Below are 22523 nucleotides of genomic sequence, written 5' to 3' on the forward strand. Positions count from 1 at the left end.
ACATGTCCGCATCCACCCGAGTCGATCTGGCGCTGCTGGGGATCCGCGGCCGGCCGCCGGTCAGCCGGACCGCTGGCGCAGGACCGAGCGCCGACGGGCACCTGGTCATCGACGGACTCAACGCCGCGATCCCACGAAACCCCGACAGCCCCTTCGTCTTCGACGGCACCCGGGTGATTCTCGACGGCGAGGACACCGGGCTCGACGTCGAAGTCGTCGCTCGGCCGCACTTCTATGACCTGGTGACCGCCGAAGGTGTGCCCTACGAGAAGCTCGCCCGCCTGCACGGGCGCAATGTGCTGGCCACCACCGTCGTCCAGACCTGCATCCGATACGACGCCGACCAACGCTGCCGGTTCTGCACCATCGAGGAGTCGCTGCGCTCGGGCGCCACCACCGCCGTCAAACGTCCCGCCGAGCTCGCCGAAGTCGCCGCCGCGGCCGTTCGCCTCGACGGCGTGACTCAGATGGTCATGACCACCGGCACCTCGACGGGCAGTGACCGCGGCGCCCGCCACCTCGCCCGGTGTGTGCGCGCCGTCAAGGCGGCGGTGCCGACACTGCCGATCCAGGTGCAGTGCGAACCACCCGCAGACCCCGCGGTGCTGACCGAACTGCGGGAGGCCGGCGCCGACGCGATCGGCATACACATCGAATCCCTCGACGAGGACGTCCGGCGGCGCTGGATGCCCGGAAAGGCCACCGTATCGGTGGAACGCTATCGGGACGCTTGGCGTGAGGCGGTCCGGGTGTTCGGCCGCAACCAGGTCTCGACGTACCTGCTCGTCGGACTCGGCGAAGACCCCGAGGAGATGATCAGGGGCGCCGCCGAACTCATCGAGATGGGCGTGTACCCGTTCGTCGTCCCGTTCCGCCCCCAGCCGGGGTCGTTGGCGGTCGACGTCGACGGCGCAGCGGCGCCCGATGCCGCCGTCGTCGAGAAGGTCAGCCGCGAGGTCGCGCTGTTGCTGCGCGCTGCCGGGATGACCGGTGCCGACCAGCGGGCGGGTTGCGCGGCCTGCGGCGCGTGCGGTGTGCTGCAGAATCTGGGTGCCTGATGATCCCGTTCACGGCCAGCGCTCACAGCGCCCCCGTCAGTTCGTCCATCCTCTGCGGGACACCGCGCCCGTCGGCGTCGTACCTGGTGACCCGGGCGGAAAGCGCCGGGCAGATCGCCGGCTTCCGGCAACTGCGCCATGACTCGTTCGTGACCGAGCAGGGTCTGTTCACCGGCACCGACCGCGACGACGTCGACGACGATCCCCGCACCGTGGTGTTGGTGGCCACCGACCGGGAGGGCCGCGTGATCGGCGGCGTGCGCCTGGCTCCGGCCACAGCGCCTGACCTCGGCTGGTGGACGGGCAGTCGGCTGGTGACCGACCCAGCGGTCCGCGCCGGTGGCGTCGGCCCGGCGCTGGTCCGCGCGGCCTGCGCCTTCGCGGAGGCGTCAGGGGTGCTGCGCTTCGAGGCGACGGTGCAGCAGCGTTATGCCCGCATGTTCGACACGCTCGGCTGGCAGCGGGTGGGATCACACCGGATCGCGGGTGTCGACCATGCCTGGATGCGCTGGCCGCTGGACCCGGTGCAGCGTGCCGCGGCTGCCACCAAGTCATTTCTGGGCTCGGCCCTGGCGCCGCTGCGGCAGATACCCGGCGGACTGGGGCCGGTGGGTTTCGTCGGGGACGACGGCGTCCCGGTCGGCGGGACCGACCTGATCGCCGCCTGTGATGCCATCATCCCGTCGATGGTCGAACGGGATCCCGAATGGGCGGGCTGGTGTTCGGTACTGGTCAACGTCAACGATCTGACCGCGATGGGCGCTGCGCCGATGGGACTGCTCGACGCCGTCGGGGCTCCCACCCGTGGCATGCTCGACCGGGTGATCTCGGGTCTCGCGGCGGCCTCGGCGGCCTGGCAGGTGCCCGTCCTGGGCGGACACACCCAACTCGGTGTCCCCGCCGCGCTGTCGGTGACCGCGCTGGGCCGCACGCTGGCACCGGTTCGTGCCGGCGGCGGCGCCGTCGGCGACAGGGTGCGGTTGACCGTCGACACCACCGGCCGGTGGCGGCCCGGTTACTCTGGGCGGCAATGGGATTCGACGAGCACACGCAGCAGCGCGGACTTGGCGGCGATGACCACCCTGGTGGCACGCGCTACACCTCGGGCGGCCAAGGATGTCAGCATGGCCGGCATCGTCGGGACACTGGGAATGATGGTCGAAGCCTGCGGCACCGGCGCCGAACTGGAGGTGTCCGCCGTTCCCCGCCCAGCCGACGCCGCAGTCGGTGACTGGCTGACCTGTTTTCCCGGCTACGCGATGTTGACCGCCGGTCCGCAGGCGCCCACGGCGGCCCCACACGGTGTGGTCAGCGCCGAATGCGGTTTTCTCACAAGCGATCTGGGTGTCCGGCTGCGCTGGCCCGATGGCGTGGTCACGACGGCGCTCGCACCGGCGGTCACCGGTCTCGGATCGAGCTGAGCCGCCGTGGCACCCGTGGTCCTGGCGGCGGTGGCGGCACACTTCGGCCGCGACCTGTCGCGCTGCGTGGACAAGGCCGTCGGCATCATCGACACCGCCCGCCATGAGGGCGTCGACCTCCTGGTCCTTCCCGACGCCTGCCTGGGCGGCTACATCGGGGACTTCCAGGCGCCCGATCCCGACGACCCACCACCGGCGCTGGACCCCGATGGACCGGAGATCGCCGCGATCGTGGCTGCGGCCGGTCCGGTGACGGTGTGCCTGGGATACGCCGAGGCCGCACCCGGCGGCGGCCGCTACAACACCGCTGCCTGCGTCACCGGTGACGGAGTGCTGGGCAGCTACCGCAAGGTGCATCAACCCGCCGGTGAAGCCCTGACCTACCTCGCCGGTGACCGGTTCTCCACCTTCGACACTCCGGTGGGCAGGCTCGGCATGCTCATCGACTACGACAAGACCTTCCCCGAAGCGGCCCGCACCCTGGCCGCGGCCGACGCCAGCATCATCGCCGCGCTGTCGGCGTGGCCGGCCAGCATCACCGACCGTGCCTCACGACTGCCGGCCGACCGGCAGTCGCGGCTGTTCGACCTCTACGACTGCGCACGGGCCGCCGAGAACCAGGTGGTGTTGGTGTCGTCGAACCAAACCGGAGTGACGGGCAACCTGCGCTTCCTGGGCCAGGCTAAGATCGTCGGCCCCGGCGGCGACATCCTGGCCACCACCCGCGCCAAAGGTGGACTGGCCAGGGTCGAGATCGATGTCGATGCCGAGATTGCGCGCGCCCGAAAGGTGTTGAATCACTTGGCCGAACTGCGTCCCGACACCTACCAGAACCGCGGTGCGTGCCGATGAGCCTGCGCGTTGCGCTTCTCACCTACTCCACGAAGCCCCGCGGCGGTGTGGTCCACACCCTCAACCTCGCCGAGGCGCTGGCCGCCCAGGGTGCCGAGGTGACCGTGTGGTCGTTGGCCCGCGCCGGGGACCGCGGGTTCTTCCGGCCGGTTTCGCCCGCTGTCTCGGTTCGGCTGGTCGAGTTCACCGACGTCGCCGGGGACACCGTCACCGACCGCATCGTCCGCTCCATCGAACTGCTCCGGCAGGCGTTCACGCCGGAGGACTACGACATCGTGCACGCACAGGACTGCATCAGCGCCAACGCCGTCGGCAGCTGCATCCGCACGATCCACCACCTCGACGAGTTCACCACGCCGGTGCTTGCGCAGTGCCACGAACGGGCGATCATCGAGCCCTACGCGCGGATCTGCGTCTCCGAGGCGGTGGCCGCCGAGGTGCGTGCGGGGTGGGCGCTGTCACCCACCGTCATCCCCAACGGTGTTCAGGCTCAGCGGTTCACCGACGCGGCCGGTGATTCACCGGAGGCCGTCGCCGCACGGCTCCGCTGGCAGTCGCAACTGGGCCGATACGTGCTGACCGTCGGCGGCATCGAGCCGCGCAAAGGCACGATCGATCTGGTCGACGCGATGGCGCTCCTGCGTCACCGAGATCCCCGGCTGACCCTGGTGATCGCCGGCGGTGAAACGTTGTTCGACTACCGCGACTACCGCACGGCCTTCGAGCGGCGGTGCCTCGAACTCGGTGTCAGCCCGGTGATCCTCGGTGCCATCGAGGATTCCGACCTGCCTGCCCTGGTCGCCGGCTGCGCGGCGTTCGCTTTCCCCTCGACCAAGGAGGGATTCGGCCTCGCCGCGATGGAGGCACTCGCGGCGGGCCGGCCCGTCGTCGCACGAGACTTACCGGTGCTGCGCGAAGTGTTCGGTGCCACAGTCGGTTTCGCGACCGACGCGACCGGCTTCGCCGAGGCGCTGGCCACAGCGCTCACACATCCCCGGGATCCGGCGGAGGGACGCGCGCTGGCCGCCTCCAGGACCTGGGACGGCGCCGCTCGAGCGCATCTCGAGTTCTACCTGCGCCACCCTCGGCGCTGAGCACGGCCGGCTACTGCGGCGAGTACCCCAGCGCGGCCTTGGTCTCGAGGAATTCGTCGAAGGCGAAGTGTCCCCACTCGCGGCCGTTGCCGCTGCGCTTGTACCCGCCGAACGGCGCACTGATGTCGAAGTTGTGGTTGATCGCCACCGAGCCCGCCCGGATCCGGCGGACCACCGCGCGGGCGGCCTCCAGATCGGCGCCCGACACATACCCGGCGAGCCCGTATTCGGTGTCGTTGGCGATCTCGACGGCCTGGTCGAGATCGTCGTAGCCGAGGATGCACAGCACGGGACCGAAGATCTCCTCGCGCGCGATCGTCATGTCGTTGGTGACGTTGGCGAACACGGTGGGTTTGACGTAGTAGCCCACGTCGAGTCCGTCGGGACGGCCGACTCCGCCGACGACGACGTCGGCGCCCTCGTCGACACCCTTGCGCAGCAGTCCCTGGATCTTGTCGAACTGCGCCTTCGAGGCCACCGGCCCGATCGCCGACTTGTCCGATGGGTCACCGACCTTGACCGCCGCGGCGGTCTCACGGGCGATGGCGGCGGCCTCGTCCATCCGGGAGTTCGGCACCAGCATCCGCGACGGGGCATTGCAGCTCTGGCCGCTGTTCACCATCATCACCGACACCCCGGCGGCCACACTCTTGGCGAAGTCGGCGTCGTCGAGCACGATGTTGGGGCTCTTACCGCCGAGTTCCTGGGTGACTCGCTTGACCGTCGGGGCGGCGTTGCGGGCCACTTCGATGCCCGCGCGGGTGGAGCCGGTGAAGGACACCATGTCGATGTCGGGATGGCTCGCCAGCGCGGTACCGACGCCCGGCCCGTCGCCGTAGACCAGGTTGTACACCCCGGCCGGGACACCGGCGGCGTCGATGATCTCGGTGAAGATCTGCGCCGAATAGGGCGCCACCTCGGAGGGCTTGAGGACCATGGTGTTGCCGGTGGCCAGCGCGGGGAAGACCTTGCAGGCGATCTGGTTGATCGGCCAGTTCCACGGGGTGATCAGACCGCACACCCCGATCGGTTCCTTCACCACCAGCGTGCTGCCGTGCTGCTCCTCGAACTGGAACTTCTTCAGCGCCTCGAGCGCGGTGGCCAGGTGCCCCAGTCCCATCTGGACCTGAGGGCCGGCGGCCAGCGACGGCGGCGCGCCCATCTCCTCGTTGACCGCGTCGGCGAGGTCGCCGGACCGCTTCTGATATTCGGCCAGGATCGCTCCCAGCAGCGCCAGGCGTTCATCGCGGGTGGTCAATGACCAGGTGGGGAAGGCCTTGCGGGCCGCCTCGACCGCGGCGTCGACGTCGGCCGCACCGCCGAGGGCGATCCGGCCGGAAACCTGCTCCGTGGTCGGGTTGTCGACGTCGAGGCTTTTCGGCTCGACCGGATCCACCCACTGTCCGTTGATGTAGAACTTCAGATATTCACGCACGGCTTCCACTCTTCCCCAGCGCCGACGGCTTTGGGCCGGTATGGGCGCATCGGCAGTCGGCACCCGCATAGGGCGCAAAAGACGCCCTCGGCGCGGCAACACTGTTCACAGCAGCCTCATTGTTAACATCCGGCCGTGCAGAAGTCGCCGGACCGACAGCGCTGGGACCGAGTCTCCCGTCGCGACGCGCTGCGCTACGCAGGTGCCGCATCGGTGCTGGCCGGCCTGGGTGCGGCAGCGGCCCTCCCGACTGCTCCCCCCGCAGCGGCCGCCGGCTCCCAGCTCATCGACTTCGCCGCGGCCCAGATTCCCGCCGAACACATTCGGGCCGCCGGGTACGCCGGCGTGATCAACTACGTGTCCACGTCGCGCCCCGGCTCAAACTTCGGCGCCAAGCCGATCACCCGGCCGTATGCGGAGTCGCTGGTGAGGGCGGGGCTGGTGATCGTGAGCAACTTCCAGTACGGAAAGCCGGGCGGCACCGCACCATCGGACTTCCTGCGTGGGGGCCCCGGCGGCGTCGCCGACGCCAAGACCGCCTGGCACCTGCACACCGCCGCCGGCGGCGGGCAGAGCGCACCGATCTACTTCTCCGTCGACGACGACATCGACCGGGAGACGTGGAACAACCGGGCCCTGCCGTGGTTCCGCGGAATCAACTCGGTGATCGGCGTGATGCGCACCGGAGTCTATGGCGGCGTCAAGGTGTGCGAGTGGGCCATCGCCGACGGTGTCATCGGTCAGTCCAGCACGCCCGGAAAGCGGTGGGCATGGCAGACCCGGTCCTGGTCGAACGGCAAGATTCACCCCGGCGCGGTGCTCTACCAGCGCATCATCGACACCGCGTCGAATCCTGGACCTCTGGTCGGCGGCATCCGCGTCGACGTCAACGACGTCCTGGCCCAGGATGTCGGCCAGTGGAACCTGCATCCGTAACTCTCCCGACGTCGGGTCCGCCGGGTGCGGACGGGAAAGGGGTCCAGAGCGGCGGTTCGATCGGCCGTTGACTGGGCATTCCCCAGAGGGCGTGGGCGGCCACGCGCTCAGGTCACTCCGGCGTGGGATCAGGCGGGGAATTAGGCTGTCACCACTGATTCGGTGCAGCGTGGCCCTGGTGAAGGATCCACTCAGAGGAGAACTATGCGTCGGCACCAGCCGAAAGCAACGATGACCGCAGTGGCCATCGCCTGTGCGGCACTGCTCGCGGGCGGTTGTACCGGCCAGGCCGGAGGCGCGCCGGCCGGTGAACACGTCCCAGAGGCGACGATCGTCGTCCCGCAGGCTCCGCGTCCCGAACTGCCCGCTGCCCCACCGGCATCGTTCGCCGGACTCGACGACCGCCTCCAGGCGGCCACTGCCGACGCTGCGGCCTCCGGCTCCAACATCGCGGTCGTGGTCCTGGACCGCGCCACCGGTCAGCGCGTCTCCAACGGCAACAACAGTCCCTTCCCGATTGCGTCGGTGGTGAAGCTGTTCATCGCCGACGACCTGCTGCTGCAGGAGGCAGAGGGCAAAACCAAGCTGTCCCCCGCCGACCGCGGGTCGCTCGACGCCATGCTGCGATCGTCGGATGACAGTGCGGCACAGATGTTTTGGGACCGCAACGGCGGGAACGCCATCATCGCGCGCATCAAGGCCCGCTACGGGCTGGGCGGTACGACCGCGCCCTACAACGGGCACTGGGACGTCACCCAGAGCACCGCTGCCGATCTGGTCCGCTACTACGAGATGCTGTTGAACGGCTCCGGCGGACTGCCCCGCCAACAGGCCGACGTCATCCTCAACAACCTCGCGGCCTTCACTCCCACGGGCAACGACGGCTACCCCCAGCGGTTCGGCATCCCCGATGGCCTTCCGGGCGAGAAGGTCGCCGTCAAGCAGGGCTGGTTCTGCTGCTGGAACCCCGGCAAGCAGCTGCATGTGTCCACCGGCGTCATCGGGCCCGACCGCCGCTACGTCATGGCGATCGGCGCCCTGGACCCCACCAGTGACGGCGCCGCCCGCGCCAACATCACGGAGGCCGTCAAGGCCATGTTCCCCGGCGGCAGGATCTAGACACCGGTTCGCGCGTCTCGGCTGTGGGGCGCTCGGAGGCCGAGGGTGCGACGGCCGGCCGCGATCAGTTCGTCACGCAGGGCCGCCTCATCCGCGTCACGGATGTCGACGCCGGCCGCCGACGCGATCCCCGACATCACCAGGGCCGCCTTCACCTGCCCACCCAAGCCGGGCTCGACATCGGCGAACAGGGCCATCTGACGTTCGACGAGGTCACCCCAATCGCTTCGGATGCGCAGCAGGGCGTGCACGCCGGGGTCACCGGTGAGCAGCGGCAGCAGGTCGCGACGCGCCGCGGCCAACGTCGCATACCCGACGAGCATGTGATCGGCGCGGGCGCGGGCACCGCGATGCTGCTCGGCGGCGTCGACCAGTGCGGCGACCTCGTCGATCAGCGGCTCCATCACTGCGGTAAGGAGCTCGTCGCGAGTGCGGAAGTGGTGGTATATGGCCGACTTGGTCAGTCCGAGCTCGTCGGAGATCATCTGCAGCGACGTGCCCGCGACACTGTGCCGCCGGAACAGCTCGATCGCGACGTCGATCAGGCGCTGTCGGGTGGGCCCGCTGGGCGGTGCCGAGTGGCCGTTCACGCGCTCACCCTCCTGAGTCACTGACATCACACACCTTCACTGACCAAACGTACAGGAAAAGGCTGTACGTTTGGTCAGGTACGAACTTTACGTTTGGTCAGTTGAGTTCGCGAACGCACCCCCGCGGATCCACCGGCGAAAGAGGACCTCCATGTCGTTTGACTTCCACGAGAAGGACCGCACAGCGTTCGATCTGTCCGGCAAGGTCGTCGTCGTGGTGGGGGCCGGACAGAGTCCCGGTCCCGGCATGGGCAACGGACGGGCCATCTCGATCGTGGCTGCCCGCCACGGCGCCGAAGTGGTTGCGGTGGACCTGAACCCGGCAGCGGTCAAGGAGACGGTCGAGATGATCGTCGGCGAGGGCGGCCGTGCGTACGCCATCGAGGCGGACGTCGCCCACAAGGACGACTGCCAGCGCATCTTCGACACGGCGATGGCCACCAGTGGGCGCGTGGACGGCATGGTCTACAGCGTCGCGACGAACCCGCCGTTCGACTTCGAAACGAACTCGATGACCGTGGAGAACTTCAACTACGGCCTCAACGTCAACATGCTCGGCTGCTATCACTGCAATCTCTTTGCCGCACAGTGCATGGAGCAGAACACTGGCGACACCACAGGAAGCATCGTCAACATCTCGTCCATCGCGAGTGTGAAGAACGAGATCGGCCTGAACGTCGGCATCATGCCGTACGCGCTGGGGAAGTGCGGGCTGAACCAGATCACGGAGATCGCCGCCGTGCAGTACGCGCCGGCGGGCATCCGCGTCAACACGCTGATGCTGGGCCCCATCGACTCGGTCCTGGCCAATCGAGACTCGCAGTCACTGTTCGGGGTGGACGCCGAGGAGGCGAAGGCTCGACACAACGAGGTGGTCAAGCTCAGGATGGGACGCGGCAGCGTATGGGAATCCGCTTATGCCGCACTGTATCTGCTCGCCGATGAGTCCCGGTTCATGACCGGACAGCAGATCCGCCTCGACGGCGGTGCGACCCTGGTGCGCTGACCCAGCTGGTGCTGTAGGTGTTCAGGCGACCCGGCTGACATGCGCCGCGGACTCACCGATGGTGGCCGAGGCGTCGTCGCCGATCATGGTGCGCAACAGCTTCTGGTGCTCGCGGCGGCCCCGGTGGTCGGCACGCTCCATGCCGCTCGGTGACGCGAGCGCGGCAACGCTGCGCGAGAGGTTCACCGGCAGCCTCAGCAGTGGATACCAGGGCAGTGAATAGGACGGCAGGCCCAGCGACCGGACCGTGCGCCGACCCAGGAAGGCGCTGGTGATCGACAGGTGCTGGGCGCGTGCGAGTCTGCGGCGCAGGCCCGGCAGCGCGTCGTAGTGCCAGCCCAGTGGGTCCTCGATCATGGGCACGGCCAGTTGTCGAGTGGATTCATCCGGCGCGGCCAGCGCCGAGAGCGTGTGTGCCAGCACCCGGACGCTGTCGCGGAAATCCCTTGGCAGCCACTGATCTTCGACGCCGATCAGCCAGCCGACATAACGGGTCAGGTGGGCGACCGCCTGGTACTCCGACGGTGACAGCACCACTCCCATGCCAAGCGCTCCCACCGCCGGCGCGACGAGGGCGCCCACGAGGGTGGCGGCCATGTCGGTCTGATTGACCGGCAACCCCCATTCATCGGCCTGCCAGTCCGGCATGGCCGACACGTGCCGACGCACGAACGAGTGGATCAACCGCACCCTGATGGTGGACCGGTACCCGACGCCGAGGGGTTCGAGACCGCCTTCGGCGATGACGTCCATGGCCCACTGCATGGTTTCGGCGAACCGCTTGTTGGAGCCCTTCTCCAGAGCACCGGTACGAATCAGGGTCTTGTTGAACCCCGAGAACTGATAGCCGCCCAGCAGCGACACATCCCGGGCGACGTACATGCCGTCGGCGCCACCGCGCCGCAGGGCGCGCTGCCCCTTCCGCACGGCGTCCATGTCCACCCAGTCCGGCAGCGCCTCATACGCTTCGAAGAAACCGCGCAGCGGTTCCGGGGCCTCCTCGACGCTGGCGATGCCGTCGTGGAGCGCGCGTTCGAACAGTGGCCGCGTCTCTTCGAGTCCGGTGCCGCTCATCCACTCGACCAGGCGGTCCATCGGCTCGTCACCGACGGTGAGCCGCTCGCCGAGCACCCGCCACTGCTGCGGGGTCGGGTTCCGGATGGCCAGGGCGGTCGCGATGGCACGCACTCCGGCCGGAATCGGACGCGGACGGTCCGGGTGGCGCGTCGGGATCGGCCCGCTCATGGCAGGTGCCCTCCTCCGTCTTCTTGACAACGACTGTAGTCAGAAGGCTAGGGCGGTGTCCACGTCCTGTCAAAGAGCGTCGGGCTGTCGCAGCGATTCCGGCTGGCATGCGGTGCTGTGCCGTGGCTCCGGTGTCAGATCTGCACCTGCCCACCGTCGACGACCAGCTCCGCCCCGGTCATGAAGCGGCGGCGATCTCGTCGGGATGGCCGCGTAGGTGATGTGTCCCGCTTCTTCGTCACGGTTGCAGAATGACGGGCGGGGCGACGCCTAGCCGCGCGTCGTCGTGACGTGGACGTGGTCGTAGTGGCCGTAGCCGGTGGCCTGAGGACCGGCCGGCGTGTAGTAGGTGCCGCGCCAGATGGCGTCCTGCAGCTTGAACCGGCCGGCATTGCTCAGCACGTACGCGAGGATCGCGTCACCGAGTGCGATGCCCTCGGGGCTGGTGGGGTTGGGGATCATGATGTCGATCGCCAGACCGCTGGGATGCCACGGCTTCGAGTCCGGCCGGACACCGCCGATCTCGGCGATCTGGGGGAACTGTGCGCTGACGGCCCTGGCCGCGAGGATGGTGTTGCGCTGCAGCCCGACCTCGGAGGCGACGCCGACCGGCAACGCCTCGGGGATGTCGGCGAGCAGCGGCTCCGGGGCGGCGGGCGGTGGCGCGACATCGCCGGGCATCGCGGCGATCGCCGGGTCGTCGGGTGCGGGTGCGATTGGGGGTGGCGGCGTGCTGTCGACGACGGCCTGCTGCTGCGGGGTCAGCGCCGCGTACTGGGCCTCAGCAGCGGCGATCTGTTTGAGCAGTTCCTTCCACTTGGCCTGCAGGTCCGCGCGCGTCGCGGCGGCCTGCTCCGCCGTGGTCCGGGCATCGGCCGCCGACTTCTCGGAGGCCGCAGCAGCCGCGACCGCGAGGTCACGCGCCGCGTGGAAGGCCTTCATCTGATTGGCGGCCTCAATGGCCACTGTCCGCTGCACCGACAGCCCATCGATCAGCTGCTGCGGGGAGGTCGCGGTGAGCACCGCCGCCATCTGTCCGGTGCGACCACTCATGTAGGTCATCGCCGCGATCCGGTCGTAGGCCGCCTGGAGCGGCTCAAGCTGGACGTTCGCGGCCGCCAGCGCCTCCAGGTCGGCCCGGTGCCGGTCCTCGGCCGCGGTCTGTTCGGCCAGTTTGGCGTCAGCGTCGTGCTGGGCATTGGTGACGGCCTCGCGGGTCTGCACCGCCTGCTGGGACAACTCCTTGAGCTTGGTCAGCGCGTCGTCAGCGGGGTCAGCCTTCACATCGCCCATCGACAGGCCCAGCACCAGGCACGCGGCGGCAGCACCGCACGCCGCTCGACGAAGGGTATGGCGAATCCCGGTCACTCGATCAGTCACTGTCCCTCAATGCACGGACCTGACCCCCGGCCCGCCTCTAGCCCCCGGGACAGGTTACGAACTGGTCACGGTGATGTCCACCCGGCCCAGGTCTGCCCCGGTCAGGTCGGGCGCGGGAACATGAAGCCGGCGACGGCCCCGGGATCGCCCTGCACCGGGACCGCAGCACCGTTGAGGCCGGGTCCGCGAGGCCTGCACCCCAGCAGGGTTGACGGAGTTGCACCCACGTTGGAGCATTGTGACCTGTGTCATAGCCCGTCTGGGCGGACCCGGCAGGGAGCGACAGCTTATGACCACCAAGGACAAGTACACGAACGTTCCCACGCCGAGTTCGTGGGCGATCCCCAGCGCCGGGGACGCGCGGTTCAACTGGGAGTACGACGACGGGCGCGACCGGCTGCTGTCCCTGTATCAGAAGGGTAAGGACAAGCAGTGGGACGCCCAGTCACGCATCGACTGGAGTCGCGACGTCGACCCGATGAACCCGATCGGGCTGCCCGACGAGTTCCATCCACTGTTCGGCAGTCCGATGTGGGAGGCCGCCGATGAGGCTCGTCGAGCGGAGATGCGCCAGCACTCGCAGGCGTGGCAGTTCTCGCAGTTCCTGCACGGCGAACAGGGTGCGATGGTGTGCGCCGCCAAGATCGTCGAGGTCGTTCCCGACCTGGACGCGAAGTTCTACGCGGCAACGCAGGCCATGGACGAGGCCCGCCACGTCGAGGCCTTCTCACGGTTCCTGCACGAGAAGGTGGGCCTGGTCTACCCGATCAACGGGAATCTGACCGCACTGCTGGAGGACACCCTGCGCGACTCGCGCTGGGACATGCCCTATCTCGGCATGCAGGTTCTCATCGAGGGCCTCGCGCTGGCCGCCTTCGGCGTGCAGCGCGACCTGGCGCAGCCCGACTCACTGGCCAAGCAGTTGCTGGCCTATGTCATGCAGGATGAGGCCCGGCACGTCGCCTTCGGTCGAATCTCGTTGAAGGACTACTACTCCGCGCTGACCGAGACCGAGCGCAACGAGCGCGAAGAGTTCGTCGTGGAGGCCTGCTACCTGATGCGCGATCGGTTCCGCGGCGAGGAGGTCTTCGAGACCCTCGGCCTCGACGTGAAAGCCTGCGCCGAGTGGGTGGACACGGCACCGATGATGGTGCAGTTCCGATCGCATCTGTTCAGCCGCATCGTGCCGATCGTCAAGGACATCGGGTTGTGGGGCGACAAGGTCCAGAAGGCCTTCAGGGACATGGGCGTTCTCGACATGGCGGGCTTCGACATCGAGACACTCATGAAGGCCGATGAGGATCAGGCCGAGGCACTGGACAAGTCGCACGCCGAGATGGCCAGCCGGGTCGCCGAGGTGGATGAGGTGATCGCGGCCGGCGCGAACTGACCACCTCGCCCAGCCCGTTGGCGGGTGATCAACCCAGTCAGCTCGGTGCGCCAGCCTGACCCTGCCACACCGCGTCGAACGGTGCCTTTCCGTGGATCCGTCCGACGATTCCGGCCGTGGTGAACTCCTTGGCCCGCTGCACCGCGGACGGGACGTCGGCGCCCTTCGCGAGTTCGGCGGTGATCGCCGCGGCGAGAGTGCATCCCGCACCCGCGACACGAGCATTCCCGACCTTCGGCACCCGCAGCACGCTGGCGGTGTCACCGTCGAACAGGACATCAACCGCGTCGTCCCCGGGGAACTCGACACCGCCCTTCACCACGACATACCGCGGTCCCAGGTCAGCGATCCGCCGAGCGGCCTCGATGAGATCCTCGACCGAGGAGATGTCGGCCATCCCGGCGAGCGTGCGGGCTTCGAACAGGTTGGGGGTGACCACCGTGGCCAACGGCAGGATCTGTCGGCGCAGCGCGGTGTCGGTGTCGAGCGCAGCTCCCGGCTCCTGCCCCTTGCAGATCAGGACGGGGTCGACGACGATGTGTCGCCAGCTCTGGGCGGCCAGCGCCTCGGCCACCACGTCGATGGTCGCCGGGGTGCCCAGCATGCCGATCTTGACGACATCGAGGTCGTAGGCCGACGTGGCCGCCTCGATCTGGTCGGCGATCACCTGTGGTTCGACGGGGACGAATCGGTGCGTCCAGTTCGCCTTCGGGTCGAAGGACACGATGCACGTGATGGTGCCGACGCCGAAAGTGCCGAGCTGTTGAAAGGTGCGCAGGTCCGCTTGCAGTCCGGCACCGCCGGTTGCCTCGGATCCGGCGATGACATAGGCGAGATCTACCACGCTATGAGGCTACGGTGCTGTTCGGGCCTCGAGGAATTCGCCCACCTGATGCTCGACGACATCGCCGTACTATTGCGTCGCTCCACATCGACGCCGTACACCCTCGCCGGCGGCAAGGAGCAGCTCGTTCAGACGGCGGCGGTCCATCTTTCCCTCCGCGCGACCACCGACGTCGATGCTCAGGTGGCCGACGTGCAGGGCGTACGCACAGATCATCGCGGCCGGTGTCGCCGACGGTGAATTCCCCGACGTCCACGCCTCGTTCGCTGCCGACCCGGCCGCTACCACGATGGTGCGAATCCAACAGCGCACCGTCCGAGCCAGCACCGGACTCGACGACGCCAGCGCCTATCGCGACTCGGCGGGCTCCTCACCACCGGATTGAACGCGTGAGATGCTAAGACAACTGCGGCGACGCGACGCGCGGCATCTGCGCAGACCCGTGCACCGCGGCCATCCGCATGTATCGGAACACCGCCTCAGCTCGGTTCGACGCCTTCAACTTCCGCAGGATGTGCTTGACGTGCGTCTTCACAGTGCCCTCAGAAATCACGAGATGGGTCGCGATGGCGCCGTTGCTCATCCCTTCGGCCATCAGCGAGACAACCTCGATCTCACGACGCGACAACACGGTCTCGATGCTCGAATTCGCTGCCAACGAGGCCGCCACCGCCGGGGACTGCCGCACCTCGGAAGTTCCACGCGGGCTGCCCAATGTCGTACGAGCCGAACACAGATCATCAGCGGCAGAGGCGATATCCCTTGCCATCCGCTGGATCTCGTCACGCGCCCCGCGAAGCCGTTCGCTCAGCGCGGTCCGCTGAAAGGCGTAGCCGAACCCTTCGGCGAACATCCACAGTACGGCGAGATCGTCCTCATCAACATGCCTGCGACTGCTGTAACAGTCGGCATGGAGCATCCCGATGATGCGGCCATCGGGCATGATTGGCGCGGCGACATAGGACCGCGACAGCGACGCCCGCCCGATGGCGACGTTCACGCGCGGGTCATGCTGCACATCACGCACCAACACCGGTGCGCGGCGGCGCATGATCTCGCTCTCGACAAGGGGGTGGTCGATGTGCGTCGGGTTTTCCCGGCCAGCCTTCGCGATCTCCTCCGCCCATTCTGGATCGGCTCGCACGTGCACGTTCTCGACCCACCAGATGGACTCCTCGACGCGGGACACGATCACCCGGTCAAAGCCACACTTGACCAGTTCCGCCGGTGCCTGCTCCAGCATCTGCTCAACCGAATCCACACCATGCAACCGGGATAACGCATTTCGCGTCGCCGCATAGCGGTCGTTTCGCTGCGCGGCGCGCACTTGCGCCAGTTCGATACGCAACTGGGCGCGTTCGGTCAGCATCGCGATCTGGCGAGTCACCGCCGATGCGAGCACAGCGATATGACTCGACCCGGACAGCGCGCTGAGTTGTTCACGGGCCGCATCCAAAGCGGTTTCGATCGTGGTGAAGTCGCGCTCGCCGGGGTCGATGTCGATGCCATCGACCCCGGGCAGGCGCGCCACCTCGTGCAGTGCCGCGGCGATCTCCGCCCGCAGGACGGGATCGCGCAGCGGGTCTCCCACGATCGACCAATCATCCGCGTTCGGCGTGGGAGCGGGTTCAACCTGCGCCTGCCGACTGGAGCGCGGACCTCCCGGAGTCCAGGAGCCGGCGAACCCGGCGGCCTCAAGAGTGGCGGTAGTCACATCAACGGACGCTATAGAGATGGGTTCCGCGCGCCTATGGAAGCCGGTTCCAAATCTCTCCGAGTGAACTGGAAGCTGCTTCCAGACGGCTAGCAGATATCCAGATCAGACCGCCCGGCGCCGGCCAGACCGCCCGGGCTGAGCTTCGCGCTGACCTCAGCAAGCCTCAGCGCGACCTCGAGCTCAAGCCTGCGCTCCGCCAGCGGGTGCGCCAACAGGTCTTTTGCCTGTTGGACGCGGTACATCACGGTGTTCTGATGGACACCGAGCCGTTCGGCCGTCCTGCTCCAACTCATGTTCTCTTCGAAATAGGCCACCAACGTGGAGCGCAGTCTGCGGCTGCGTTCGGTGTCCGAGCTGAGTTCACCCAGCTCATCCCTGACGAACTGGCCGGCGGCCGACAACTCTTGGGTCAGGAGTGCGACCAGAGCCACTTCTCGGTGGTGGATCACCGTTCCCGCCGGACGGGAGAAGACCGAGGCCATTCGGCGTGCATCTTTGGCTTGCCGGTGTGATGTGGCGAACCCGTCGACCCCCTGGCTGAGCCCACCGACCGACGCTGACAACGAGCCGTCGATCGACAACGCCACATCCGGCCGGTCGTTCAGGGTGGGGCCGCTTGTCCAGGCCCATACCATCGAAGCACCGGCCGGCACGACCAACAGCTCCATTCCTTTGAGTTGATGAGCCAACTGACCGGCCGCACTCTTCAACGCCTGCAACGGCGGATGATCCGAGTTGTGCGGGTCACTCCACACCAGCATGGCCACGTGGGGCCGGTCGAGGTTGTAGCCCAAAGCAGCGCTGGTGGCGTGCAGGTCAATTGGACGGCCGGACAAGACTGCCAGGACCAGCTCGGCGCGCACAGAGTCCGCGCCGCGAACCCACAGTTCGCGCTCACGCTTCACTGCAGCCACCTATTTCGACAGTGCAAGCAGAATTTCGGCAGTGGCGGCCACGTGCTGTTCCATCGCGGTCCGTGCCGCGGTCTCGTCCTGCGCGATGATCGCCTCCATGATCTCGCGGTGCTGCTCATGAGAATGCTCAACCGAGGCTGGAACAACGGGGATCGCTGCGAGAATCTCAGCCAAACGCATTCGGACATCACCTACGACGCGGGCGATGGACTCTGTGTGTGTCATCTTCGCGATTGACAGGTGGAAGTTCAGGTCAGCGACGCGAAACTGATCCGGCTCCACTTGCCGGCAGCGTTCCCAACGATCCCGCAGTTCGATGATGTCGTCATCGGTTCGTCGGCGGGCGGCCAATGCCGCAGCGGATGACTCCAACGCCCAACGGAGGTCGAGTGCATCATTGAGGTCTTCACCCATCGCGGCGGCGAGCTTCTTGATGTCGGTCGAGATCTCGCCCCGGGCGAACTTGTCAGTGACGAAAGTGCCCCCGGAGCGGCCGCGACGCGTCTCGACGTAACCTACGTGCTCCAGCGTCCTGAGGGCTTCACGCAGCGTGGTGCGGCTGACCTGAAGACCTTCCGCGAGTTCACGCTCGGAGGGAAACCGCGATCCAGGCGGCAACACGCCGAGCTTGATCACATTGACGAGGCGACTGAAGGTTTCCTCAAACACGTTGGCGCTGGCGATGGGGCTCAACAACAGTGAAGCAACCGGCTGAGCACTATCGAACGTATCTACTGCACTTCTGTCAGCGGCTCTCGGCATGCGGCCCGCCCCTCCCCGAAGGAACCCGGCGTCATTCAATTGGTCTATGGAGGAATAATACTCCAATAGATGTCGGATGTGGTAAGTGCGCCGCGGGGGCAGGATGCGCCTTGTCTCGGGCGACTGATTTCTGACAACGGGCCATGACGGTGAGACACGAAAGACCTCCGAGTTCGGGGAGCTGTTCCTCGACAGTTCGCACTTCACTCGGAGGCCTTCATGTCCCTGGGCCACGCCGTACCTAACGTCCGCGGTCAGTGGGGGGAGCTTGTGAATCCCGCTGGATTGCAGGCCGAGGTGTGTGCCCGTCGGTGCGCGCGTTGATCAACCTCTGCCCTTCGCACCGGCGATCTCCGTATCACCGCAGTCACCGGCTTCCAGACGCAGCACCAGCCTTGGGAAACACTGTCCCGTCAGGGGATTCACTCCGATTCGGCTGGCTGTCGCCCGACCTGGACCTCATCCTTGGGTACTTCGTCTCCGCCGATCCCCGCATAGAGGTCTGGCTGGGCCTTTTTGAGCCAATAGCCGAATCCGATACCTATGACCAGCGCTGCACCGAGCGCCCAGGGCAGATAGTTTTGCCAACCGGTCTCGGTGCCCGTCAGAAGCGGGAAGTTGTTGAGTCCGAGGTAAACAGCGGCGGAGAGGCCGATGGCGCCGACGACAGGGCCAATCACCGTTGACCACAGTTTGGTCGGTTCACCGGAGCGGCGGAAGTACACGAATGCTGACACCGATGTCGCGGCCTGCAGTCCGACGATGCCGAGGGTGCCGACAGCGAGCATGCAACCGGCGAGTCCGAGGTAGGGGTCGCTGCCGGACACCGCCGCGACCGCGACCGCGCCCACAGTCAGCGCCGTGACAGTCAGGCTGCCGACCCATGGTGATTCGTGCTTGGGGTGCGACGAAGCGAATGCCCGGGGAAGCAGACCTTCGCGCCCGAGCGCGAAGAAGTAACGTGAAGCCGCGTTGTGGATCCCGAGAAGCGAAGCGAGCAGGCTCATGACCAGCAGGACCTGCATCAGGCTTGCTGCAGGTGCCGAAACAGTGTTGGCCACGATGTCGAAGATGAACGCAGCGGGGTCCTCGGCGGCTACCGCTTGCACATCCGCTCCGCTGTAGTAAGTGATGATGCACCAGGCGGTGAGAACGAAGAAACTGCCGGCCGACCCAATCGCCCAGTAGGTCGCCCGCGCGACGGTCCTCTTCGGATCGCGGCTCTCTTCGCCGAAGATGGCCGACGCTTCGTATCCAATGAACGAGTTGAACGCGAACAGGAACGCGATTCCGGGCGCCCCGCTGAATATCGCCGCAGGCGTGAACGGCTCGAACGAGAACATCGACAAGCCCTTGCTGGCAATGACGCCGATATTCATCGCCAGCAGCACCAGCACCTCGAGAATCAGCACCGCGCCCAACAGCCTCGCGTTTATCGAAATCTCCCGATATCCGAGGAACGCGGTGATTCCGAGCGCCAGTCCACTCCACACGTACCAGGGCCAATCGATGCCGAACTGGTTCTCGATAATGCTTTCGGCCAACACGCCCAACAGGGCCGCCACACCGACCGTGACGGCCGTGTAGGAAACCAGCGCGACGTATCCGGAGCCAACGCCCAACGGCCGCCCGATCCCTTTCGCAATGTAGGCGTAGAAGGCACCTGCGTTGGTGACCTTGCGGCTCATCGCGGCGTATCCGGCTGCAAAGCAGAACAGCGCCAGCACGGCGTAGAGGTACGTTCCCGGCGCCCCGTTGCCGTTGCCCAGGGACACGGCGTAAGGCAGTGCACCCACGATCGCGCCCAAGGGCGCCGCGGCGGCGATGATGAGAAACACGATGTCGACGGTGCGCAACTGATTGCGACCGAGATGTGGCCTACCCATGCCCGTTTGGGTCATGTTGAGCCCCTCCTCTATGAGTAGCTTTATTGGATTATGGTTTGTCAATACTCCATTTAAACCCGCGCTGTGTCAATGGCCACATCACAGGAAGTTGGCCGGTCTCGGTCACAGACCGCGGCGCGTGCACCGACTCTCCGGCCATGCGGCACAACATGTCCCGCCCCGGCGGCAGCAGATGTCCCACTCCGCCATGGCCATGCCCCCACGACCGCGGCGTCGACTCCCGCTCCAGCGGGTTGGAGACCTGGGTGTTGCACATGTCGGTGAAACGGGCGCTGCTCTCCTCGGTGGTCAATCCACGGGCGCACAGCGAACGCTCAACCGCGTCGACGTCGGTCTGGCGACGCCGACGTCTCCTGACCATGTGCGGTTCGCAGGCTCCAAGCCATCTCACAGCACCGCGACCGACACCTGCCCGCACACGTTGGCAAGCACGGTATTGGATCGGGTTCCGTTGTGGGAGTTCATGCTTCTTCCCTGGGCAAGGGTGTGGAGATCGCTGTGGCTGATCAGGTTGGCGCGTAGAACCCACTGAAGGCTTCGACCGCGGCGGACTCGTCGAATCGAGACCCGTTGTCACGCAGGGCACATCCGTCCAACCCTGACCAGTCAGCAGCCCGTATTGAAGAAGACGTTCTTGACCTCCGAATACGCCTCAAGCGCATCGGGGCCCAGCTCGCGTCCGATTCCCGACTGCTTGAAACCACCAAAGGGAGTAGTGATTCTCACCGAACTGTAGGAGTTGACCGCGAGGGCACCTGCCTGCATTCCTCGGGCGACCCGCAGAGACCGCTTCGCATCGGAGGTCCAGACTGATCCTGCAAGACCATAGATCGTCCGATTCGCACGCTCGAGCGCCTCTTCTTCGCTGTCGAATGCGAATACAGAGACGACGGGACCGAAGATCTCCTCGCGAGCGGCGCGATCGTCGTCATCAATCGGATGCAACACCGTCGGGGGGAACCAGAACCCTGGGCCTGACGGGGCGTTACCGCGAAAGAGCACCTCGGCCCCATCGACGTAACCCTCAACTCGCTCCAACTGAACCGCCGAAACCAAGGGACCCATTTGAGTTTGCTCATCGAGTGGGTTGCCCACCACGATCTCATCCACAACCGATTCGAGTGCGCCGAGAAAGCGATCCAGGACGCTTCGCTCGACGAAGACCCGAGACCGCGCACAACAGTCCTGTCCGGAGTTGCCGAACACCCCCCCGGAAAGCCCGCGCGCGGCGGCCTCGAGGTCCGCGTCCTCGAACACGATGGCCGCGGACTTACCGCCCAATTCCAGCGTGACACGTTTGATGTTCTCGGCAGCGCGTCTGGCGATGTCCTTGCCGACCGCGGTCGATCCGGTGAAGGCAATCTTTCCCACGTCGGGGTGGTCGACGAGTTGGCGACCGATGGTGTTTCCAGTTCCGATCACCACATTGAGCAGATCGTCGGGCAGTCCGGCCTCGGCAGCAATGCGACCGAGTTCGAGCGCCGTAAGCGGCGTCAGCTCAGACGGTTTCAGGACAACAGCGTTACCAGCGGCTAGGGCGGGCGCGACTTTCCAGCTCGCGATCGACAACGGGAAATTCCACGGAGTGATCAGCCCGACTACACCGATAGGCTCGCGGAAGGTCATATCGACGCCGCCGGCCACCGGAATTGTCTGTCCGAGAAGACGTTCGGGACCTGCCGAATAATAGCGGAAGGTCGCTGCGGCACCGGCGACGGCGCCTCGCGCATCCACGATCGGCATACCGACATTGCGGCTCTCAAGTTGCGCCAGGTCCTCGAGGTTGGCCTCGAGACCTGACGCAATCGCAAGAAGCACCTTGGCGCGGTAGGCCGGCGACTCATCTGCCCACCGACGCTGAGCCGCGGCCGCCCGAACGATCGTGGCCTCGAGCTCATCACCGGTCGTGCCTTCCAGAGTCTGAAAGACCGTCCCGGTCGCCGGCTCGATCAGGTCGAATGTCATGCTGTTTGCCTCCTTCTAGTGATGTGTGACGCCGCGTCGACGAAGTCGGTGAACGCGTGCTCCAGCTCAGAGGCCTCGGGATGCCACTGCACGCCAAGCGCGTACTGCCGCGAGGGCCATTCGAGTGCCTCGGGCAGCCCGTCAGGAACGGATCGGGCGGACACGACCGCGCCCTCGCCGAGCTTGTCGACCCCCTGATGGTGATGAGAGTTGATGGTCTGACGTCCGCCACCGGCCAGCTTCGCCGCATGAGTGCCGCTCTGTACCTCGATGTCGTGGAACGTGGCGTCATCCAAGCGTCCCGGACTCGGTCTGTGCTCGTCGAATCCAGCATCGAGCAGGTGCTGGTGGAGGGTGCCTCCGGTCGCAACGTTCAGGATCTGCATGCCGCGACAGATGCCCAGCACTGGGATATCGGCCTCCAGCGCCGCTTTCGCCAACGACAGCTCGAAGGCGTCGCGTTGCGGGACGGTGGTCTCGGTGCGGTCAGTCCGAAGTGCGCCGTACGAAGCAGGATCGAGGTCGACTCCCCCGATGAGGAGCAGGCCGTCGATTCGGCTGAGGATGAGCTCGGGCGCCTCCGCCGAAAGCGCGCCGGGGATGAGCCCGATTGCCACGCCCCCAGCCCGTTCGATCTTGTTCAGATACGTCGACGAGACAATCGCCGCCGGTTGGTCCCAAAAGCCCCAACGCGCACGCTCGAACGCTGCACAGATTCCGATGATGGGTGTCATCGTCTCGCTTCCCTTCGCTGTCGCCACAGTGCCTGGATTGGTGAATCCAGCGCCTCGCAGCCGAAATCAGTACCGAGCCAGCTCATCTGCCAACCATGGAACGGCGTCCTGCGGTGCCCCGGTGCGCACCCGCGACCCGCACAGCGTGCTCGAG

20 protein-coding genes are annotated in these 22523 nt (G+C 66.7%); 9 read left to right on the forward strand and 11 right to left on the reverse strand.

From position 1 onward, the window contains the following. Window positions 1-2: 2 nt before the first annotated feature. From A5727_RS20650 to A5727_RS20665, 4 genes are read left to right on the forward strand one after another with little or no spacing between them, the layout of a single operon-like run. On the forward strand, window positions 3-1058 hold the full coding sequence (locus A5727_RS20650; RefSeq protein WP_068254124.1) for an MSMEG_0568 family radical SAM protein: 1056 nt from the start codon (window positions 3-5) through the stop codon (window positions 1056-1058). Next, window positions 1058-2479, forward strand: coding sequence for an MSMEG_0567/sll0787 family protein (locus tag A5727_RS20655; protein WP_068254129.1), 1422 nt, complete (start codon window positions 1058-1060; stop codon window positions 2477-2479). Before A5727_RS20650 ends, A5727_RS20655 begins: the two co-directional genes overlap by 1 nt. A gap of 6 nt (window positions 2480-2485) precedes the next feature. Next, on the forward strand, window positions 2486-3331 hold the full coding sequence (locus A5727_RS20660) for a carbon-nitrogen hydrolase family protein (RefSeq protein ID WP_068254131.1): 846 nt from the start codon (window positions 2486-2488) through the stop codon (window positions 3329-3331). 2 nt (window positions 3332-3333) lie between these two features. Next, a complete protein-coding gene (locus A5727_RS20665) occupies window positions 3334-4425 on the forward strand; it encodes an MSMEG_0565 family glycosyltransferase (protein WP_068254408.1) in 1092 nt (363 codons plus the stop codon). A 10-nt stretch (window positions 4426-4435) separates the two neighbouring features. Here A5727_RS20665 and A5727_RS20670 read toward each other — a convergent pair whose 3' ends face one another. Next, window positions 4436-5860, reverse strand: coding sequence for an aldehyde dehydrogenase family protein (locus A5727_RS20670; protein ID WP_068254136.1), 1425 nt, complete (start codon window positions 5858-5860; stop codon window positions 4436-4438). A 135-nt stretch (window positions 5861-5995) separates the two neighbouring features. Between A5727_RS20670 and A5727_RS20675 the strand changes: the two genes are divergently transcribed. Then, window positions 5996-6796 carry a DUF1906 domain-containing protein gene (locus A5727_RS20675; protein ID WP_068254142.1) on the forward strand — a complete coding sequence of 267 codons (801 nt, stop codon included), beginning with the start codon at window positions 5996-5998 and terminating at the stop codon, window positions 6794-6796. A 204-nt stretch (window positions 6797-7000) separates the two neighbouring features. Then, window positions 7001-7915, forward strand: a complete 915-nt coding sequence (locus tag A5727_RS20680) for a serine hydrolase (protein ID WP_068254144.1) — start codon at window positions 7001-7003, stop codon at window positions 7913-7915. Here the strand turns inward: A5727_RS20680 and A5727_RS20685 are convergent. Then, on the reverse strand, window positions 7912-8532 hold the full coding sequence (locus tag A5727_RS20685; protein ID WP_068254154.1) for a TetR/AcrR family transcriptional regulator: 621 nt from the start codon (window positions 8530-8532) through the stop codon (window positions 7912-7914). The two genes, A5727_RS20680 and A5727_RS20685, sit on opposite strands and share 4 nt — an antisense overlap. Before the next feature lie 124 nt (window positions 8533-8656). Between A5727_RS20685 and A5727_RS20690 the strand changes: the two genes are divergently transcribed. Further along, a complete protein-coding gene (locus tag A5727_RS20690) occupies window positions 8657-9511 on the forward strand; it encodes an SDR family NAD(P)-dependent oxidoreductase (RefSeq protein ID WP_068254159.1) in 855 nt (284 codons plus the stop codon). 21 nt (window positions 9512-9532) lie between these two features. Here A5727_RS20690 and A5727_RS20695 read toward each other — a convergent pair whose 3' ends face one another. Together A5727_RS20695 and A5727_RS20700 are read right to left on the reverse strand one after the other, a co-directional pair. Beyond that, window positions 9533-10756, reverse strand: coding sequence for an oxygenase MpaB family protein (locus A5727_RS20695; RefSeq protein WP_068254162.1), 1224 nt, complete (start codon window positions 10754-10756; stop codon window positions 9533-9535). 270 nt (window positions 10757-11026) lie between these two features. After that, the gene (locus A5727_RS20700) at window positions 11027-12124 is read right to left on the reverse strand and encodes a coiled-coil domain-containing protein (protein WP_068254165.1); all 1098 of its coding nucleotides are present in this window, start codon (window positions 12122-12124) and stop codon (window positions 11027-11029) included. A 301-nt stretch (window positions 12125-12425) separates the two neighbouring features. Here A5727_RS20700 and A5727_RS20705 point away from each other — a divergent pair, with 301 nt between their 5' ends. Then, complete coding sequence (locus tag A5727_RS20705) at window positions 12426-13526, forward strand: ferritin-like domain-containing protein (protein ID WP_068254168.1); 1101 nt, start codon at window positions 12426-12428, stop codon at window positions 13524-13526. A gap of 37 nt (window positions 13527-13563) precedes the next feature. Here the strand turns inward: A5727_RS20705 and thiD are convergent, their stop codons facing one another. Then, window positions 13564-14370, reverse strand: coding sequence for a bifunctional hydroxymethylpyrimidine kinase/phosphomethylpyrimidine kinase (gene thiD / locus A5727_RS20710; RefSeq protein ID WP_068254172.1), 807 nt, complete (start codon window positions 14368-14370; stop codon window positions 13564-13566). Between the two features lie 175 nt (window positions 14371-14545). On the opposite strand from thiD, the gene A5727_RS28535 reads away from it, so the two are divergent. Continuing rightward, window positions 14546-14755: a hypothetical protein gene (locus A5727_RS28535; RefSeq protein WP_068254175.1), complete on the forward strand. Its 210-nt coding sequence runs from the start codon at window positions 14546-14548 to the stop codon at window positions 14753-14755. A gap of 12 nt (window positions 14756-14767) precedes the next feature. On the opposite strand, the gene A5727_RS20720 is transcribed toward A5727_RS28535, so the two are convergent. The 6 genes from A5727_RS20720 to A5727_RS20745 form a co-directional block, all read right to left on the reverse strand. Next, window positions 14768-16084, reverse strand: coding sequence for a LuxR C-terminal-related transcriptional regulator (locus A5727_RS20720; RefSeq protein ID WP_157521480.1), 1317 nt, complete (start codon window positions 16082-16084; stop codon window positions 14768-14770). An 89-nt stretch (window positions 16085-16173) separates the two neighbouring features. Then, on the reverse strand, window positions 16174-17001 hold the full coding sequence (locus A5727_RS20725; RefSeq protein ID WP_157521481.1) for a PucR family transcriptional regulator: 828 nt from the start codon (window positions 16999-17001) through the stop codon (window positions 16174-16176). Further along, the gene (locus A5727_RS20730; protein ID WP_197507714.1) at window positions 17002-17694 is read right to left on the reverse strand and encodes a FadR/GntR family transcriptional regulator; all 693 of its coding nucleotides are present in this window, start codon (window positions 17692-17694) and stop codon (window positions 17002-17004) included. 491 nt (window positions 17695-18185) lie between these two features. Continuing rightward, window positions 18186-19664 carry an APC family permease gene (locus A5727_RS20735; protein ID WP_082949929.1) on the reverse strand — a complete coding sequence of 493 codons (1479 nt, stop codon included), beginning with the start codon at window positions 19662-19664 and terminating at the stop codon, window positions 18186-18188. Window positions 19665-20276: 612 nt separating this feature from the next. Beyond that, a complete protein-coding gene (locus tag A5727_RS20740; RefSeq protein WP_068254185.1) occupies window positions 20277-21635 on the reverse strand; it encodes an aldehyde dehydrogenase family protein in 1359 nt (452 codons plus the stop codon). Beyond that, window positions 21632-22369 (reverse strand): gamma-glutamyl-gamma-aminobutyrate hydrolase family protein, encoded by a 738-nt coding sequence (locus A5727_RS20745; RefSeq protein ID WP_068254414.1) that lies wholly within the window; start codon window positions 22367-22369, stop codon window positions 21632-21634. The genes A5727_RS20740 and A5727_RS20745 overlap by 4 nt, the downstream gene beginning before the upstream one ends. Between the last annotated feature and the right edge of the window lie 154 nt (window positions 22370-22523).

Source organism: Mycobacterium sp. ACS4331, from assembly GCF_001667265.1.
In the GTDB taxonomy this organism is placed as follows: domain Bacteria; phylum Actinomycetota; class Actinomycetes; order Mycobacteriales; family Mycobacteriaceae; genus Mycobacterium.